Raw genomic sequence first — 18139 nt, 5'->3', positions numbered from 1 at the left:
GGACAGCTCTATACAACGTAAACAACCGCCAACGCCTGAGCGTAAGCGGTTGTCTCCATCAGTCTCCAATTTACTGTCTGCCCCTAACCAGCCGCCTGAGCAATACCTCGAGCGGGCCGTTCTTGTTCCACTTCTCAAGGCTTGCCGCTGCAGCAACCGCCAACACCCAGACAGCGCCCGCAATCAGAGCCGCAACCCCATTGCTTACCAGTCCGCCCAGATCGAATGCGACCGGGGAGAAGAGCAGCACGAGCACCGCCTCATTCCACACGTAGAACGTCAACGAGCATTTACCCAGGGCCATGACCGAACGCGCCGCAAGACCCGGCTGTTCCAACTTCGCGCCGATCAGGCCGAAGACCGCGGCATATGCAAGTCCTCCCGCGACACCGGTTAGAATATGCAGGCCTTGCGCGAGGCCGGCCGTGAACCAATCGGGATGCCAGACGGTGCCGAGCAGCGTTACCGGCAGCGCCCCAATCAGGGAGACCGGCAATCCGATCCGAATGATCGAGGCCAGCGTCTTGGAATGGCGCTGGGGCTCGGTTAATAACCGTTGGCGAGCCATCCAGATCCCGAGCAGTACGGAAGGCAGTACCGGGAACATGGCGTGAATGAGGAGGGGAATCGTCGGGAACGTCACGAGCTGGCCCAGCATCGAATGCAGGTACGTATCCCCGGCGGCCACCTCTGGCGGGAAGCCGTAGCTGCCCATTTCCTGCATATTGAATCCCCAGAACACCGGGACGATCAAGATGTACAGCAGCGTAATAAGTAGGAAGGTACGCTTCCATGCCCGATGTTCGCGGGTAAGCAGGGGGCTGACGATTAGCCCGGCCACGCCGTAAGCCATCAGGATGTCCTGACCGCCGATGACGACCGCAAGGACGATACCGAATAGGATCAGAACCCATGAACGACGCCTAATGGACTTGAGGGCAAGCTTTGGGCTTGTTCCTTTGGCAATAAGGCGATCGAAGGCCAGCACAAGCCCATACCCGAACAGCACTGCGAACATGGCTCTGGCCCGAGCATCGATGAAGAAGAAGCCGAACCCGTTGACGATGTGGTCGAAGAGGGATACGCTCGCCGTACGCTGCATGATGCCAGGGTCCGACGCGTACAGATAGAGCGGTGCATGCGCCAGCACAATGAGAAGCAGCATGGCGCCTCGGGCCAAATCTAAGGAGGCTGCGCGTTTGACGATCGCTGATGGTAATGCAGATGACATTGGAATCCTCTCCTGTTCAGATATTCACTATCTTTACGAGGCAGCAGTTTCGAATCCTAAGTCCGTCACTTGTTTTATCCATTAAATGGTAGCGGAGATGACTGCGGATCGTCAATGGCCTCAGGCAAATCGGCTATCTCGCTGATACGATGCCTTCCGAACGGTCACACTAGCTGTATGCGAACCATGAGGAAAGGAAGCCGAGAATGACTTCTACCGTACAAGACCCATTCATCACGCTGCCCGAAGAGGAGGCACCTGCAGCTGTCCGCCATTGCGAAAACTGTGAGTTGGCCAAACAGCGTACCAGGGTTATATGGGGCGAAGGTAACCCCGAAGCACCGATCGTGTTGATCCTGGATAACCCGGGGGCACGAGAGGATCGGGAAGGGAATGCCTTTCTATGCGGGACACGAGAGACGCTGCAGCGCGGGTTGAAGGCGGCGGGCCTTACGACCGATTCCGTTTATGTCACGTACCTGCTCAAATGCCGTCCGATTCGTGCCTACGACAAGCCGGCCGCCCGGTCGGCTTGTTCGCCTCATCTAGAGCTGCAGCTTCGGGAGAAGAAGCCGGACGTGCTCTTCGGGTTCGGCAATGTCGTGGCGGAAGAGCTGCTGCCGGGAATGGAAAATCCCAGCGTGAAAGAATTGAGAGGAAGCTGGCATGAGGTGCAGGGCATCCCGATCGGGTTCACGTACCATCCCCTGGCGGTCAGAAGACGACCGAACCTGATGCGAATATTCGTCGAAGATTTAACTGCTCTGAAGGATCGTTGGGAAGCAGTAATGAAGCAGCGCTAATGCTAGCCCAGGCGTTGGAGCAATCAGCAAGGTGCGACTCCTTAATGAAGGGGTCTTTTTGCATTGCTTGTTCATTTTCAAAGCAGGTAACGTTTATAATGGACATTGTTCCACGTGCAACAAATTGAACGCATTGAGATCGAACTTACCCGGCTGATGCAAGGCGGGTATGGAGAAGGCCGGCTTCAAGCCATTAGCGAGGAGAGGATCACGCGAATGACTAAGACAATCGTAGAGAAACTGAACCTGCACAAATATAAGCATGCCGCGGTACTTCATATGCCCCAAGGCGACACACTGCTCCCGGGCTTAACCGATTACGATACGGAGCTTGCGCAAGACAGCTACGATCTGATCTTCGCTTTTACGCTCGATATGGAGTCGCTGCGGCAGCTCGTGAATACCGTCATCGCACAAGGCAAGCTGCAGAGCGGCGGCTATCTCTATGCCGCTTACCCGAAGAAGGGCAATAAAGTCTACCCGACTTACATCCATCGCGATTCGTTATTCGAGGGCTTAGGGGCCGACGAGGACGGCTACATCGGCACAAGCGGCATGAAGTTCGCCCGGATGGTGGGGATGGACGACGTATTCACGGTGGTCGGCTTCAAGATCGAGGCGAAGAAAGCGCAAGTCTCATCGAAACCGAGCCAGTCCGTAGACGACTATGTCGCGATGGTGCCGGAGATCGAGAAGGATCTGCAGGACAAGCCGGAGGTGCTGGCGATCTACCAAGCGCTTACACCGGGCTATCAGCGCGACTGGGCGCGTTATGTGTACAGCGCCGTGCAAGAACAGACGAGAGCGAAGCGGCGGGAAGAGATGAAGACGGTCTTGGCGGAAGGCTACAAGACCATGGATCTGTACCGCAGGAGATCGAACTAAGCCGCGCATAGCGATGTAGCGTCGGAATAGCGCAACTGGATGCCGAAGAAGGTTTTACCCTCATTAGAAAGCCTTAAGATTCAACTCCGGTGGTTGGTGCCCATGTTATACTCCTCGTACAGCATAAGACAAACACCAGGAGGTAATGATAACATGAAGAACAATTGGATGAAGAAGACGATCATTGCAACGACCTGTTGCGTTGCTCTTTTGTCTGGCAATGCGCTCGTAGGGACGAGCTTCGTTGGACAAGCCCAAGCAGCAACCGCGACAAGCGCAAGCGCGAAGGCACAGAGTATCGTGGCGTTGGCCAAATCTTTGCAAGGCAAAGTGAAGTATGTTTACGGGACGAACAATCCGAGCTCGCTTATTTTCGACTGCTCTTCCTTTACCAAATATGTATTCGGCAAGTACGGCGTAAGCTTGAAGTGGGGCACGTCTTCGCAGAAATTGCAGGGTACCTACGTATCCAAGAGCAATCTGCGCGTCGGCGACCTGATCTTCTTCAATAACGGCAAAACATCGACGGTCAGCCATGTCGGCATCTACATCGGCAACGGCCAGTTCATTCATAACACGATCGGCAGCAAGATCAATGGCGTCTACATCGCCAAGCTGAGCGACTATTCGTTCCGCTACTCGACGGCACGACGCGTATTGTAATCTGTTGCCCGGTAAAATAACCCTATATAACGAACAGCCCCGGCTTCCAGTAGAAGCCGGGGCTGTTCGTTATATGCGCTGCGGCGTTAAGCCGTCTTATTCCGTTCCGATACATAGACCGCCAACGTAATCGCCAGCGCCAAGCCGACGAGTACGGCGCCGACCCAAGGCAGCGACGTGAGCGACATGTGGGTGATGACCGCGCCGCCGACGAACGCGCCGGTCGCATTGCCGAGGTTGCCCGCGGAATGGCTGGCCGTCGAAGCGAGCGCCGGCGCAGCCTGCGCCAGGTTCATGATGCGGACCTGCATGCCCGGGAAGACGGCGAAGGCGGCGCCGCCCCACAGGATGATCGTCAATACGGCCAGCAACGGGTGGTGCACCGTGAAGGTGAACGCTGCGAGCAGCACGCAAATCGTCATGTAGATGCCGACGATTGCGGGCATCAGCTTCCAATCGGCCAGCTTGCCGCCGATAATGTTGCCGAAGGTAACGCCGACGCCGAAGAGGACGAGGATCCAGGAGACGCTCTGTTCGGCGAAGCCGGTCACTCCCACGAGCAGCGGCGTGATGTAGGTGAACACCGCGAACAGCCCGGCATTGCCTAGCGCCGCGATGAGCAGGAACAGCATCAGCTTGCCGCTGGCCAGTGCCGTCAGCTGCTGCCTAATGCTGACCGGCTCGGCTTGCTTCAACCGCGGAATGAAGATGAGGATGCCGATTAACGTAATCGCGCCCATGACGGCGATGACCCCGAAGGAGGCGCGCCAGCCCATATGCTGGCCGATGAACGTCCCCATCGGGACGCCGATAATGTTGGCGATGGTCAGGCCGGCCATCATAATCGAGACGGCGCTGGCTTTGCGATCCGGCGCGACGAGGCTGGACGCGATGACGGCGCCGACGCCGAAGAAGGTACCGTGCGTCAGCGCCGTGATGACGCGGGCGGCCATCAGCACGGCATAATTCGGCGCGATCACCGAGATGACGTTGCCGAGAATGAACAGGCCCATCAGCAGGACGAGCAGCTGCTTCTGGGGGACGCGGTGCGTGGCGATCGTCAGGATCGGCGCACCTACCGCGACGGCGAGGGCGTACATCGTAATGAGCTGGCCGGCAGCGGAGATGCTGACGTTCAAGTCCTCCGCCACATTCGGCAGGAGGCCCATAATAACGAATTCGGTCATGCCGATGGCGAATGCGCCAACGGTGAGCGAGAGCAGTGAGATCGGAAATGACTTGGTTTTGGGCTGCATTCCCGACTTCAGTTGAGGTCTGGATAACTCCATGATGTCGGATCACCTTTCATGAAATATAAGAATTTATACGGTTACACGCTTATAAATCACCCTTCTATTTCTCTGGAATGAAACGCGCCAACGCCATCAAAGACGGCGTTAGCCGTTTCACCTTGTGTGACTTGCGGAAAATAACCTGCTTTCTATTATTTTGTTTTCGGCGCGAATTAGCAATGAAAAACCGTCATATTTACGATTAATTGAAAATTTACAATCGACGTCTAGAACGGACGGGCTCGGCTTGCTATACTTCGGATAACTGATACGACGAAGGAAATCATTTTATTCCGATAAAGGAGCTTGCATACCAGATGGAAGCCAATTCGCAAGGAAGTCCAACCATGCGCGCAGGGGGTCGAACCCGGACGCTGCTGGAACTGTTCGCAGTATCGGCCAAGCTGGGGCTGACCTCGTTCGGCGGACCGATCGCCCATCTCGGCTATTTTCACGACGAATATATCGTCCGCCGCAAGTGGATGGACGAAAGGAACTATGCCGATCTCGTCGCGCTCTGCCAATTCCTGCCTGGACCGGCCAGCAGCCAGGTTGGCATCGGCGTCGGCATTGTGCGGGCAGGCTGGCTGGGCGGCCTAATCGCCTGGGCCGGGTTCACTCTGCCTTCTGTCGTGATCATGACCATATTCGCCTTGCTGCTGCAAGGCGCGGACATCGCAAGCGCAGGGTGGATTCACGGGCTTAAGATTGTAGCGGTAGCCGTAGTGGCGCACGCGCTGCTCGGCATGGGGCAGAAGTTGGCGCAAGGCCGGACGCTGGCGACGGTGGCGGTATTGGCGGCAACGGCGGTGCTGTTGTGGCCGACGGCTTACGGCCAGGTGCTCGTCATTGCGGCGGCTGGCTTAGCCGGACTATGGCTGTACCGCAAAGAGCAGCCGGTCGCTGCCGAGCCGGTGCCGATCGCGATCAGCCGCAAGCTCGCAGTGGGCTGCTTGACGCTCTTCGCGATCCTCTTGGCAGGCTTGCCGCTGCTAAGAGAGATATGGGACGCCAAGTGGCTTGCGATGCTGGACAGCTTCTATCGGGCGGGGGCCCTCGTCTTTGGCGGCGGACATGTGGTGTTGCCGCTGCTCGAGCGGGAATTCGTCCCGGCGTGGCTGGGCGGCGACGAATTCATGGCCGGTTACGGCGCCGCGCAGGCGATCCCGGGGCCGATGTTCACCTTCGCGAGTTATTTGGGCGCCAGAGCCGATGGCGTGTTCGGAGCCGCCATCGCGACGGCTGGAATCTTCTTGCCCGGATTTCTGCTGGTAGCAGGCGCGCTTCCGTTCTGGTACAGCCTGCGGCGCAGCCCGCGCATTCAAGGGATCCTCACGGGCGTGAATGCGGCGGTGGTCGGTATTTTGCTGGCGGCCTTGTACGATCCTTTATGGACGACGGCGATCGCGGCGCCTGCGGATTGCGCGCTCGCTTTGATCTTGTTCGCGATGCTGGCCTACTGGAAGCTGCCCTCCTGGGCAGTCGTGCTCACGGGGGCGGCAGGGGGCGTGCTGCTCGGCTGGATATGACCCTATGACCTCTGGTGCGCCAGAGGTCATTTTCGTATTGAAGGAAGGATTCGCAAGGTATCTGTAAGTATAGTAAAAATTATCCTTTTTCCCATTTCGGAAGAAGCGAAAAAACGAGGGGACAAAATGCTGAAGTCGGCTCTGCGGCTGCATTTGATTGGCAGTTTTTCCCGATATTCTCAAGGGTTCAATTAAAAAATTAAACTAATAAAAGGAAATCGATATTTATTGTAGAATTTTGTAGAATAGTTATGTAATGTTTTTGGTAGAGTGATGCAGCAAAAGCCTGTCAGCAGGTTTTATATAGAGCAATATATTTTGTGGGAGCGGGGTCTGAGGCATGTTTAAGGAGCAAAAGAGGTATTCTCGTCTTGCGCATCTGACCAAATTAATCAACACCAAGCTGGAACTGCGCGATGTACTCGAGCACGTCACGGCGGCGATATCCGAAGAGATCGTCCAATGCGACTCCGTGGGCATCTATTTGCCGCAGGCGGATGGGTCGTTCCGGGGATACGTGGGCAAGCCGCAGGTCATCAATGGGTGGACACTGAACATGCATGTGGTGGACACCGAGATGGACCTGCTGGCCAAAGAAGTGATCGAGACGAAGAAGACCATCTATATTCCGGATACCTCCAAAGACAGCCGTCCCGATCCGCGGGCAGTGGAAGGCTTCCAGATCAAGTCGCTGCTCGTTCTTCCGATTTCCTTCGAGCAGGAGTTGTTTGGCCTTGTCTTCTTGTTCGACTATGGCATTCCGATGAATTTGACGGAGTCCGAGATTCAGTCTGTAGAAGCTTACGTCAATATGGCCGCAGTCGCCATACAGAATGCCCGCAATCTGACGCATAAGGAGAACCTCATCGCCGAGAAGCAGCTGCTTCTCGATGTGACACGTGATCTGGCGATGTGCTCGACGCTCCAGGAGAGTCTGGATGCGTGCTTCTCCTATCTGGGGCGTGTGCTGGGCAACGCGAACATCGGGGTGCACCTGCTCGACCCGATCACGGAGCGGAAGATTCGACCGGCCAAGCTGAGCAAGGACAGCGATTGGACCGAGGAAGATTGGATCACGACGCACAGTAAGAGCCCGATCGATGAAAGCAATGACGGCGTCTTCCAGGACGCGATCCGTACGAAGCGATCCGTACTCATCCCGGATGTGTTCAATGATGACCGTCCGAATCATGAGCTGTGCCGCAACTTCGGCATCAAGGGCATCTTCATGCTTCCGCTCGTATCGATGGGCGAGGTACTGGGCGTCATCTCGGTGGTCGATCTGGGCGAAGGCAATCTGGTCTTCTCGGATACGGACATCCAACTAGCCCAATCGATCGTCGATGCGACAGCTTCGACCTTATCGAATTTGCTCTATATGGAGAAGCAAGAGATTCTCATCGAGGAGCGCACCTCCGAGATTACGGTCAAGAACAAGGAGCTCGAGCGGGTTATCGCCGAGCTGCAGCAGCTGAGCCGGGAGAAGGAACTCATCCTGAACTCCGCCGGAGAAGGCATCTTCGGACTGGACTTGTGCCGCAACATAACCTTCTGCAATCCTGCGGGGGTGCACATGCTCGGCTACGAAACAAGCGACGAGCTGATCGGACAGCCGTACACGATTATTTTTAACAGCAGCCGCCGGCTCTTGGAGCAGCAAGGCTTGCCGCAGCTTGACGGCAATTGGGATCACCGTGACATGGACCCGCGATTCTACCGCAAGGATCAGTCCAGCTTCCCCGTCGAATACGTCATCTCCGCCATCCGCGAAGGCGATGAGATTGTCGGCGAGGTGGTCACGTTCAAAGATATCACGCAAAGGAAGCAGATGGAAGAAGAGATCAAATACCATGCCTACTTTGATAGTGTCACCGATCTGCCTAATCGCGTCCTGCTGAAGGATCGGCTGAATCAGGGCATTATCCACGCCCAGCAAAAAGGCGAGAAGCTCGCGCTCCTCTATCTTGATCTGGACCGCTTCAAGTTCATTAACGACTCGCTCGGACACAGCGTCGGGGACGAACTGCTGCGCGACGTGGCCAAGCGGCTGAGCGACTGCGTGCCGAAGACTGCCACCGTGTCGAGGCAGGGCGGCGACGAATTTACGATCTACTTGCCGGATATCGAAGGCGAGCAAGAAGTGCTGGAAGTCGTTCATACCGTTATCGATGCGTTCGCTGCACCGTTCCAGCTGCTGGACCATGAGATCTATATTAAGACGAGCATCGGCATCAGCCTGTTCCCTGCGAACGGGGATACGTCCGAGACGCTGATCAAGAACGCTGACACGGCGATGTACAAGTCCAAGGAGATCTCGGGCAATAGCTATCATTTCTTCAGCGACGGGATGGATTCGCGTACCTTCGAGAACGTGAAGTTGGAGAATGACCTGTACCGTGCGCTGGATCAGAACGAGCTGGTCCTCTACTATCAGCCGCAGATTAACAACAAGACGAAGCAGATTGTCGGGGTAGAGGCGCTGCTCCGCTGGTTCCATCCGAAGAAGGGCATGATTGCCCCCGACCAGTTCATCCCGATTGCGGAAGAGACGGCCTTAATCGTGCCAATCGGCGAATGGGTGCTGCGGGAGGCATGCAGACAGCTGAAGGTATGGCAGCAGCTTGGCTATCCGCCGATCAGCATGGCGGTTAATTTGTCCGCACGGCAATTCGAACAGAACAATCTGTTCACGATGGTCAAGAGCGTCCTGGAGGAGGCTCACCTGTCAGCCGAATATCTGCATCTCGAGCTAACCGAGAATTTAATCATCAAGAACCGGGATCTGACATTGGAGACCATGAAAGAGCTGAAGGACTTAGGCATCAAGATCGCGATTGATGACTTCGGCACCGGCTATTCTTCCTTGGGTTACTTGCGAACACTGCCGATCGATACGCTGAAGATCGACAAGTCCTTCCTTCAGGACATTCCGCAGGATGATGACAATGCGGCCATTACGAACACCATCATCACCTTGGCGCAGAACTTGAACCTCAGTGTCATTGCGGAGGGCGTCGAGACCGAACAGCATGTGGATTTTCTGGCTGGGCGCGACTGCTTCTTGATGCAAGGCTACTATTTCAGCCGTCCGATGAAAGCGGCGGATATTGAACAGCAGTTTTTTACGCGGTAACAATGAATTCTAGGTTGGAGGAGTAATAATGAAAGCAGCCCGTGCAGTATTAGAATTTTTACGAGAGAACGGCGTCAAACATATCTTCGGGATTCCAGCAGGCTCCGTGAATGCCTTCTTCGATCAACTCAATGAGCTTCCGGAGATTGAACCGGTCGTCACCAAACACGAAGGAGCCGCTTCCTACATGGCTTGCGCGTATGCCAAATATGCGGGTCAGCTGAGCGTCGCGATCGGCTGCAGCGGACCTGGCGCCACGAACTTGGTGACCGGCGCGGCGAACGCGATGCGCGAGCATCTGCCCGTCCTGTTCCTTACCGGCGCGGTGCCCGTGAATACGATGGGCCTCAATGCCTCGCAGGAGCTGGACGTTGCGCCTGTATTCCGCCCCGTGACGAAGTACAGCGTCCATGTGAAGGACGCAAGCGACCTGCTCGCCGAAGTAGCCAAAGCGTGCCAGATCGCGGTCTCCGGCGTGCCGGGTCCGGTCCATGTCGCGATTCCGATCGATGTCCAACATGCCGAGGTCGCCTTGCATGAGATTCCGGTATTGCCTGGCCGCAAGCCGATGGTTCCGGAGTTGGCTGCGATTCAAGAAGCTGCACGCGCGATGGCGAGCAAGCAAGAAGGATGCATTCTGGTCGGTCAAGGCGTACGCGGCTCGGTGGACTTGATGCTCGAGCTGGCGGAGATGCTGAACTGGCCGATTATGACGACGCCGCAGGCCAAAGGTTTCATTCCGGATACCCATCCGCTGCACGTCGGCGTCTTCGGCTTCGCAGGTCATGAAGCGGCCTCCAATCTCGTCGCGGAGGGAAGCGCGGAAGCGCTGCTCATCGTAGGCTCGAGCTTGGGCGAGACGGCCACGAATAACTACAACATGAGTCTGAATCGCGGGCGGTATACGATTCAGCTCGATTTTGACCAGACGGTATTCAACCGCAAATACGAGATCGACCTGCCGGTGCTCGGCGATATCAATCTGAGCTTGTTGATGCTCATCGAGGAGCTGCGCGTGCTCGGATTGTCGAGATCGGAAGCGGGTCTGGCACCGCAAGCGGCCACGTCGGCTGCCGTAACCGGAGACGAATACAATACGGCCAACGTGCTGAGAACCATTCAGCAGTTGCTGCCGGCCAATACGCGGTATACGGTCGATATCGGCGAGTTCATGTCTTATGTCATTCACTACTTGAACGTACGCGATTATGATACCTTCGACATTAACGTCCACTTCGGTGCAATGGGAACAGGGATTAGCACTGCGCTTGGCGCCAAATTGGCGGATCCGGAGCGGCCGGTCGTGGCGATTACAGGGGACGGATGCTTCTTCATGCACGGGATGGAGATTCTGACGGCGAAAGAGCAGGGGTTGCCGATTCTGTTCGTCGTCATGAACAATGCCCGTCTTGGGATGGTGTACCACGGGCATTCGCTGCAATTCAAGCGCACCCATCCATCGTTCGAGCAGACGGACACGAATATTGCCGCGATGGCTGCGGCGATGGGGATTCCAAGCTTCCGGGCGAACAGTCTGGAGGAGATCGACGAAGAGACCGTAGGGCAATTGCTCGGCACGAACGGACCTGCGATCCTGGAGGTCGCATTGAAAGATAACAATACGCCTCCAATGGGGGACCGCGTGAAATTCCTGTCCTCGTTCGGCAAATAAGAGGTCATGATTATTTAAGGAGCCAACTGCCCGATCGCTTGGCGGATCGCTCGGATGGTCTGTCCCTTGAAGGCATCGGGTACCGCATTGCCGCCGGGATCGGAATAGGTGTAGACCTGCTTGGTCTCGTCGTAGCGGTAGCCGAGCGCGGTCAAGTCGTCCTTCAGCTGCGGCGGGAGCTCGGTCGTACCCGTCAACTGGACATAATGGTCGGTCGTGAGGATCGTGGCGTCGATGTCGCCGGGTCCGGTATGAATGACGAACAGATCGCGCTCGCCGCGGACCATCCATTGGCCCTTGGAGAACAGCGAGAATCGGGCGCCATCCAGGGCCGATAATCCGTCCAGGTTAATGCCGACCGCTTCATTGAGCCGGCGGCGAATGTCCGTCCCCGTTATGGGCGCATCTTGCCGCTGCGACAAGAAGTCTTCGAATACGTCCCTCGGCGGGCGAACCAGATCGGAGAGCGCGTTCAGATCCAACGAGAACGCCTCGCGGACGATGTCGATGATCGCGGAGCTGCTCCATGGTTCGGAATAGGCCTCGATGAGCTTGTCCATCGCTTCGGCCTTGGACATGGCGTGAGCAGGATGATTCATGGGGGGAACAGCCTCCTTCAATATGAACTAATATCCATTATACGGCAATGATAGGGACATAAAGCAACCCGTGAGCAGCATGCTCACGGGTTTGCTTGCGTTCTATGCGGTGGCGCTCAGGCAGCTTACGCCGGTTTATGCTGCTCGATATCCCATCCGCCCGTGATCGGCTTCATCGGGGAGCCTTTGGCATCGATTGGCCAATACGTCCATTTGATTGTGGAGAAGACCAGCTTGATATCCTCCTGCGTATCGGAGAAGCTGTAATCCTGCACGAATATTTCATCGAGTTCGAACATGAGGATTGGCGTGAGGCTGCCTTTATTCGCACGGGTGAATACAATCTTGCCCTTCGGAATCGACTTGCCTCCGAACGCCTGGAGCATGAGGGGAATGGAGGAGGCATCGAACTGTTTCGCAATGGCGAAGCTGTCGAAGCTCACCTTGCCTCCACCGCCGATACCGGGTTGGAAGACCGCGCCGCTCGAGGCAAATTGATAGCTTAACGAGGAAAGCTCGATCCATTTCTCATACCCCTTAACGGTCGATTCGCCTTGAATACCTTCCAATTGTAGGAACACTTGATACCCTTGGCCCGACGCGGCGGCGGATGCCGGGGAAGCTTGCGCATGCAGGAGCAGCAGGAAAACGGCGAGCAGGGAGGCCATTAGCTTTTTCATCGAAACGACTTCCTTTCCGGTCAGGTGTGGAATTAGGATTCCAATACGAACTCGCGCTTCCAGCTGTTATCGCCGGTCTGGATGAATTGCCAGATGCTTGGCGTCTCTTGCGTGAGCTGGATGTCCAGCACCTCCAGCGTAGGGGGAGTCCACGCTTTCTTGCTCTTCTTCTCATTCTCCATGCTAACACGTTCCTCTCTTCTTCGGATTAGGCAGCCTGCCTTGGCGGCGTCCCTTCATCAAAGTCGGCCGACCAGGTCTTCTCGCTGTTGCCCGCCGCATCGATGCTGCGCCATTCGAGCGTATGCGTGCTCGCCGCCTCGATCGTGAACGCGCCCGTATAAGAGGTCCAGGTCCCGCCGTTGATGCGGTATTCGGTCCTCGCGACGCCGGACCCGCCGAGATCGGCAGTGGCAAGGGTGACGGACAGCGCCGTTATTCGATTGCCGGCCGACAAGACGGGAGCATATGTAATGGTGGTCGTCGGAGCTATCGTATCGGTGGGAGAAAAGTTCCATTCCCCCTGAATAGGCTTGCCGGAGGGGGTGCCTTTACTGTCCAAAGGCCAGTAGCTCCACCGGATCCCGCCGAACCCGAGCGAGATGGATTCGCTCCCCGTATCCGCATCGTACGTATAACTGCTGATCGTAATATGCTGCAGGTCGAAGGTCAGATAAGGAGTGGGTCCGCGGGCTCCTGCGCGGGTGTATACGATGGTTCCTGCGGCGATGGAGCTGCCCTTGGCCTCCTTGAGCAGAAGCGGGATCGTAGCGGAATCTACCTGCTTGGCGATCTCGAACCGTTCGAAGTTGGCTTTTCCTGCGCCCCCTGCAGGAGAGGCCCAGGCAGAGGGACCGGTGAGCTCGAAGTCGACCGCCTGCAGCGCAATCCACTTCTCATACCCTTTGTCCCGCGATTCGCCCTCAATGCCGTCCAGCTGCATATAGATCCGGATGTCGGTGGAAGAAGCGGATGCCGCCTCGGCCGGCGCAGGCATGGCAACCAGGACGATGACCATGCTTGCAAGCAGGGCCAATAACAGATTTCTCATGGACGACTCCTCCTCATTTATTCATTTTGATCATATGAGGGGCGGATGTGGAGTATGTATGCGCTGCCAATACAACTTCCACAGAGAGGTTGCGCATCGGAAAGTTAGTAGGGGATCCTATTGCATATTGACGTTCAGGCCAGACAGGCATACAGTGGAAGTAATTTACAATAACCTGTCCAAGGGGGAACTGCAATGAAAGCAAATAGCGCAGAGCAACGGCTAACCGAGCTGGGCATAACGTTGCCGGATGCGAGCGAGCCTGCGGCCCGGTACGCCAACTTCGTGATCGTGAACGGGCTGATGTTCGTGTCTGGCAAGGGACCGGGCGGACATCCGAAAGGAAAGCTCGGACAAGCCTTCACGACGGAGGAGGGCTATCAGTTCGCACGGCAGGCGGGAATCGAAGTGTTGGCCGTGTTGAAGGCGGCATTAGGCTCGCTCGATAAGGTGAAGCGGGTCGTGAAGATTCAAGGCTTCGTCAATGCGACGGCCGAATTCGAAGAGCATCATAAGGTGCTGAACGGCTGCTCGGACTTGATGCTCGATGTGTTCGGGGAGAAAGGCTTACATGCGCGCTCCGTGCTCGGCGCCGTATCGGTTAGGGACAATCTGCCGATTATCGTGGACTCGATTTTCGAGGTGGAAGCGTAAGAGAAGCGCTGGCGGCTGCTTGATTTGCGGTTAGTCGGGGAAAGCTAGCGTAAGGAAGCACCGATATTCATGGTACGGCAGACGCTTTTGTGATAGGATGTAGTCCTATATAGGAAGAGGACGTGATTACAGCGTGATTAACATTACGATTCCGGCACCGGAAGTGACCATTAAAAAAGAGGCGGATCCGCAGATGAGCCATATCTATGGCTTCACGGATTTCCACCTGATTACCCGCGAGAAGGGCGGGATCTTCATGTTCTATAACGATAAGGACGAGATGCTGTTCGTCGGCAAGGCGCGCAAGCTGCGTCAGCGGATCAAGAAGCATTTTGAAGACACCGTATCGCCAATGAAGAATCACCGGGGCGAAGTGGCGACGATCGAGGTATGCCTCGTCGACGATCCGATCGAGCGGGAAATTTACGAGATCTACATCGCGAACAAATACAAGGCGAAGTACAATCCGCAGCAACTGAGCCAATAAGCGGCGACACAAAAAGCCATCCTTGCATTCGGCCCTTTACGTTAGGGAATCGAACGAGGATGGCTTTTGCGTTAGAACCGGCTCTGGCAAGTTCGCGAGACCGAGCTTAACCTTCGATGCGGGCGAGCTCTTTGTTCACGATCGGCGCGACCTTCGTGCCGAGCAACTCGATAGCGCGGAGCACTTCGCGGTGCGGCATCGTGCCGACGTTCACGTGCAGGAAGAAACGGGTAACGCCGAGGTTTTTGCGCAGCAGCACGATTTTCTCGGCGACGAATTCCGGATCGCCGACGTAGAGCGCGCCGCGCAGGCTGCGTGCGGCGTCGAAGGTGGCGCGGCTATACGGCTGGCCCCAACCGCGCTCGCGGCCGATGACGTTCATCTGCGCTTGCGTAGGCAGGAAGAAGGCATCTGCGGCTTGCTCCGTCGTATCGGCGACGAAACCGTGCGAATGCGTCGCGATCTGCAGCTTGCTCGGATCATGGCCGGCCTGGATAGCCGCTCTCTTATAGAGGTCGACGAGCTGAGCGAAGCCCTCCGGCATGCCGCCGATGATCGCGAAGGCGATCGGAAGGCCGAGCAGGCCGGCGCGAATGGCCGACTCCGGGTTGCCGCCGCTGGCGATCCACACAGGCAGCGGCTGCTGAACCGAGCGCGGGTAGACGCCGAGGTCATTGATCGCCGGGCGGTGGCCGCCGCGCCACGATACTTTCTCCGATTCGCGAATCTTGAGCAGCAGCTCCAGCTTCTCGTCGAACAGCTCATTGTAGTCATCCAAGCTGTAGCCGAACAGCGGGAACGACTCGATGAACGAACCGCGCCCAGCCATGACCTCCGCCCGGCCGTTAGAGATCGCATCAAGCGTCGAGAAAGCTTGGTACACGCGAACGGGATCGTCCGAGGAGAGGACGGTGACCGCGCTCGTCAGGCGGATGTTCTTGGTCATCGCCGCGGCACCCGCCAATACCGTCTCCGGCGAACTTCCGGCATAATCGGGGCGGTGGTGTTCACCGATGCCGTATACATCAAGGCCGACCTGATCGGCGAGCACGATCTCTTCAATGGCGTTGCGAATCCGCTCGGCATGGCTAATCGTCTGTCCGGTTGTCGGATCTGGTGTCGTCTCGAGGAATGTGCTGATACCGATCTCCATACGTTTTGCTGCCTGTTCTGTCATAACTGAACCCCTCCTAGATTGATTACCTCTAGTGTACTCCATTTTTGTCACTTTCACAAATAAAGTTGGTTATTAAACAGAAGTTAATTGCGCGACTAGCCCTTGAGGATTGGCAAGGGATAAAATTCCGTTGATCGGTATCAAAAATCGTCGTTATGTGCTCTAGGCCGTGCACTCCCCCTATGTTACGCTTCCTAGCAGATGGCTATTTGTGCATGAGCAGCGCTAGGGGAGGCGTAGGGTGACATGAAGCTGTGTTTTTTAGGGGAGTTGGAAGAACTGCTGCCCGGCATTCGGGAGCTGGCGGGCGAGATTGCATTCGCGGAAGCGTCGGACGGGATCGTCGTGCAGGTCGAGGCATCGCCGGAGGGCTTGGCGGTCGGGTTTGATTCCGGGCAAGCCTATATCAGGTATGCGCAGAAGCATCAGTTCTACCGGGGGTTGGGACTGCTCGTTCAGTATGGAGCGGACGGGGCGGATTTTGCGATTCAGGAGAAGCAGCGATTCAAGCAGATCGGCCCGATGTTCGATCTGTCCCGCAATGGCGTGCTTACGGTGGACAGCTTCAAGCTGATGCTGCGAAAGATGGCGCTCATGGGCCTCAATACGGTCATGCTGTACATGGAAGACACGTACCAGATTGAAGACCAGCCTTACTTCGGCTACATGCGCGGCCGCTACTCGCACGCCGAGCTCAGCCAGATCGACGATTATGCCGACCTGTTCGGGATCGAGGCGTTCCCGAGCATTCAGACGATGGCGCATCTGGAGGAATTCCTCAAGTGGGAGGCGGTGAAATCGTACAAGGATACGAAGGGCGCCTTGCTGACGGGGGACGAGCGGACGATGGAGCTGATCGAGCGGATGATCGACAGCGTGACGTCGCCGTTCCGCAGCAACAAGCTGCATATCGGGATGGATGAAGCGGAGGAGCTCGGGCGCGGCCGGTATCTCGACCGCAACGGGCACAAGGAGCGCTTCGAGATTATGATCGAGCATCTGGAGAAGGTGCTGGCGATGACGCGGCTGCGGGGCCTTAGAGCGATGATGTGGAGCGACATGTTCCTAAAATTCGCCTCCGCAAGCGGCGCCGAGCACTATGATCAGGAGACGCAAATTCCGCAGGAGATGGCCGACCGCATTCCGAAGGACGTGGACATGGTCTATTGGGATTACGCCCACCAGGAGCAGGAAGATTACGCGAAGCTGATCGCCAAGCATCGTCCGCTGAAGAGCCGCCTCGTCTTCGCCGGGGCGGTCTGGGTATTCAATACGTTCGGCGTCAACTACGGCTTGTCGCTGAATGCGACGAACAGCGCTTTGAACGTCTGCAAGCGCGAAGGCATCGACGAGGTGTATGCGACGATGTGGGGCGACGACGGCATGGAGAGCAACCCGTATATCGCGCTGCTCGGGCTGCAGTTCTATGCCGAGCATGCCTATACGGAGGGCGAGCCGGATCCGGCGCGGCTGGCGGAGCGGGTGAAGTTCTGCACCGGGATAGAGGAGCAGGCGTTCCTGCAGCTCCGATACCTCGATGAGACGCCGGGGGCCGTGCCGGGCAACGCCAAGCAGAGCAATCCATCGAAGTTCCTGCTCTATCAGGACGTGCTGCTCGGGCTGTTCGACAAGCAGATCGAAGGATTGGCGATGGATGCCCATTATGCAGCGCTGGAACAACGGATCCGCGGGAGCCGGGTGCCGGAGGCAAGGCTGGATTATCTGCTCGAGGTGCCGGAGAAACTATGCGCCGTACTTGCTGCCAAGAGCGAGGTCGGCATTAAGCTCAAGCGGGCTTACGACGCGAAGGACAGGGATGAGCTGCGGCGAATCGCAAGCGCGGTGCTGCCCGATATCGCCTTCAAGGTGCAGGAGCTGCGCCTGGCGCACCGGGACCAGTGGATGCGAATGTTCAAGCCGTTCGGCTGGGAGGTGCTCGACATCCGCTACGGCGGCGTGATCAGCCGTCTGGATACCGCCTCGCACAGGCTGATGGCGTACGTCGGCGGGACGCTTGACCGGATCGAGGAACTGGAGCAGGAGCGGCTGGTCTACAGCAGCGTCAACCGCTTCAATGACAAGGGAGCCGGCTGGTGCAGCTGGTATTACCGGATGGCGACGCCGAATGTCTTTTTTCACGTGTTGAGCCCGTTCTGATCGGTATGGGAGAGGTTGGGGAGCGTTGCCTATTGGCGATGCTCCCTTGTTGGCGTTCGCCGGCTGGCGGTTCGTCACGGCAGGAGGAAATTGGGGCGATGCTACAGAAATTTGAAGGTACTGTAA

General features: G+C 56.9%; 16 protein-coding genes. 9 read left to right on the top strand and 7 right to left on the bottom strand.

The features are described 5' to 3' along the window. Positions 1-70: 70 nt before the first annotated feature. A complete protein-coding gene (locus FHS18_RS14275; protein WP_183600729.1) occupies positions 71-1231 on the bottom strand; it encodes a DUF418 domain-containing protein in 1161 nt (386 codons plus the stop codon). A 206-nt stretch (positions 1232-1437) separates the two neighbouring features. On the opposite strand from FHS18_RS14275, the gene FHS18_RS14270 reads away from it, so the two are divergent. From FHS18_RS14270 to FHS18_RS14260, 3 genes are all read left to right on the top strand, one after another. Continuing rightward, complete coding sequence (locus tag FHS18_RS14270; protein ID WP_183600728.1) at positions 1438-2034, top strand: uracil-DNA glycosylase; 597 nt, start codon at positions 1438-1440, stop codon at positions 2032-2034. Between the two features lie 216 nt (positions 2035-2250). Next, positions 2251-2919, top strand: coding sequence for a YdeI/OmpD-associated family protein (locus FHS18_RS14265; protein ID WP_183600727.1), 669 nt, complete (start codon positions 2251-2253; stop codon positions 2917-2919). A 153-nt stretch (positions 2920-3072) separates the two neighbouring features. Beyond that, on the top strand, positions 3073-3582 hold the full coding sequence (locus FHS18_RS14260; protein ID WP_246427639.1) for a C40 family peptidase: 510 nt from the start codon (positions 3073-3075) through the stop codon (positions 3580-3582). 86 nt (positions 3583-3668) lie between these two features. On the opposite strand, the gene FHS18_RS14255 is transcribed toward FHS18_RS14260, so the two are convergent. After that, positions 3669-4871 (bottom strand): MFS transporter, encoded by a 1203-nt coding sequence (locus FHS18_RS14255; protein WP_246427638.1) that lies wholly within the window; start codon positions 4869-4871, stop codon positions 3669-3671. A 320-nt stretch (positions 4872-5191) separates the two neighbouring features. Between FHS18_RS14255 and FHS18_RS14250 the strand changes: the two genes are divergently transcribed. The 3 genes from FHS18_RS14250 to FHS18_RS14240 all read left to right on the top strand — a co-directional run bounded on the left by FHS18_RS14250 (position 5192) and on the right by FHS18_RS14240 (position 11208). Further along, on the top strand, positions 5192-6403 hold the full coding sequence (locus FHS18_RS14250; RefSeq protein ID WP_246427637.1) for a chromate transporter: 1212 nt from the start codon (positions 5192-5194) through the stop codon (positions 6401-6403). A 340-nt stretch (positions 6404-6743) separates the two neighbouring features. Beyond that, entirely contained in the window at positions 6744-9536 is a 2793-nt protein-coding gene (locus tag FHS18_RS14245) for a bifunctional diguanylate cyclase/phosphodiesterase (protein ID WP_183600725.1), read from the top strand. A 28-nt stretch (positions 9537-9564) separates the two neighbouring features. Further along, on the top strand, positions 9565-11208 hold the full coding sequence (locus FHS18_RS14240; protein WP_183600724.1) for a thiamine pyrophosphate-binding protein: 1644 nt from the start codon (positions 9565-9567) through the stop codon (positions 11206-11208). Positions 11209-11222: 14 nt separating this feature from the next. On the opposite strand, the gene FHS18_RS14235 is transcribed toward FHS18_RS14240, so the two are convergent. From FHS18_RS14235 to FHS18_RS14220, 4 genes are all read right to left on the bottom strand, one after another. Then, entirely contained in the window at positions 11223-11807 is a 585-nt protein-coding gene (locus FHS18_RS14235) for a hypothetical protein (RefSeq protein WP_183600723.1), read from the bottom strand. Positions 11808-11932: 125 nt separating this feature from the next. After that, entirely contained in the window at positions 11933-12487 is a 555-nt protein-coding gene (locus FHS18_RS14230) for an Hcp family type VI secretion system effector (protein ID WP_183600722.1), read from the bottom strand. A 32-nt stretch (positions 12488-12519) separates the two neighbouring features. Further along, a complete protein-coding gene (locus tag FHS18_RS14225; RefSeq protein ID WP_183600721.1) occupies positions 12520-12669 on the bottom strand; it encodes a hypothetical protein in 150 nt (49 codons plus the stop codon). A 26-nt stretch (positions 12670-12695) separates the two neighbouring features. Further along, entirely contained in the window at positions 12696-13538 is an 843-nt protein-coding gene (locus tag FHS18_RS14220) for an Hcp family type VI secretion system effector (RefSeq protein WP_183600720.1), read from the bottom strand. Between the two features lie 195 nt (positions 13539-13733). Between FHS18_RS14220 and FHS18_RS14215 the strand changes: the two genes are divergently transcribed. Further along, positions 13734-14192 (top strand): RidA family protein, encoded by a 459-nt coding sequence (locus tag FHS18_RS14215; protein WP_183600719.1) that lies wholly within the window; start codon positions 13734-13736, stop codon positions 14190-14192. A gap of 133 nt (positions 14193-14325) precedes the next feature. Continuing rightward, entirely contained in the window at positions 14326-14679 is a 354-nt protein-coding gene (locus FHS18_RS14210; protein ID WP_183600718.1) for a GIY-YIG nuclease family protein, read from the top strand. 106 nt (positions 14680-14785) lie between these two features. Here FHS18_RS14210 and FHS18_RS14205 read toward each other — a convergent pair whose 3' ends face one another. Beyond that, positions 14786-15832, bottom strand: a complete 1047-nt coding sequence (locus tag FHS18_RS14205) for an LLM class flavin-dependent oxidoreductase (protein ID WP_183600830.1) — start codon at positions 15830-15832, stop codon at positions 14786-14788. A gap of 270 nt (positions 15833-16102) precedes the next feature. Here FHS18_RS14205 and FHS18_RS14200 point away from each other — a divergent pair, with 270 nt between their 5' ends. After that, entirely contained in the window at positions 16103-18013 is a 1911-nt protein-coding gene (locus FHS18_RS14200) for a beta-N-acetylhexosaminidase (protein ID WP_183600717.1), read from the top strand. The last annotated feature ends 126 nt before the right edge of the window (positions 18014-18139 follow it).

Origin of the sequence: Paenibacillus phyllosphaerae, from assembly GCF_014192105.1 — a bacterium.
Taxonomy (GTDB): domain Bacteria; phylum Bacillota; class Bacilli; order Paenibacillales; family Paenibacillaceae; genus Paenibacillus_Z; species Paenibacillus_Z phyllosphaerae.
The sequence above is the reverse complement of the archived record's forward strand: the minus strand, read 5'-3'. Positions and strand labels throughout refer to the sequence as shown.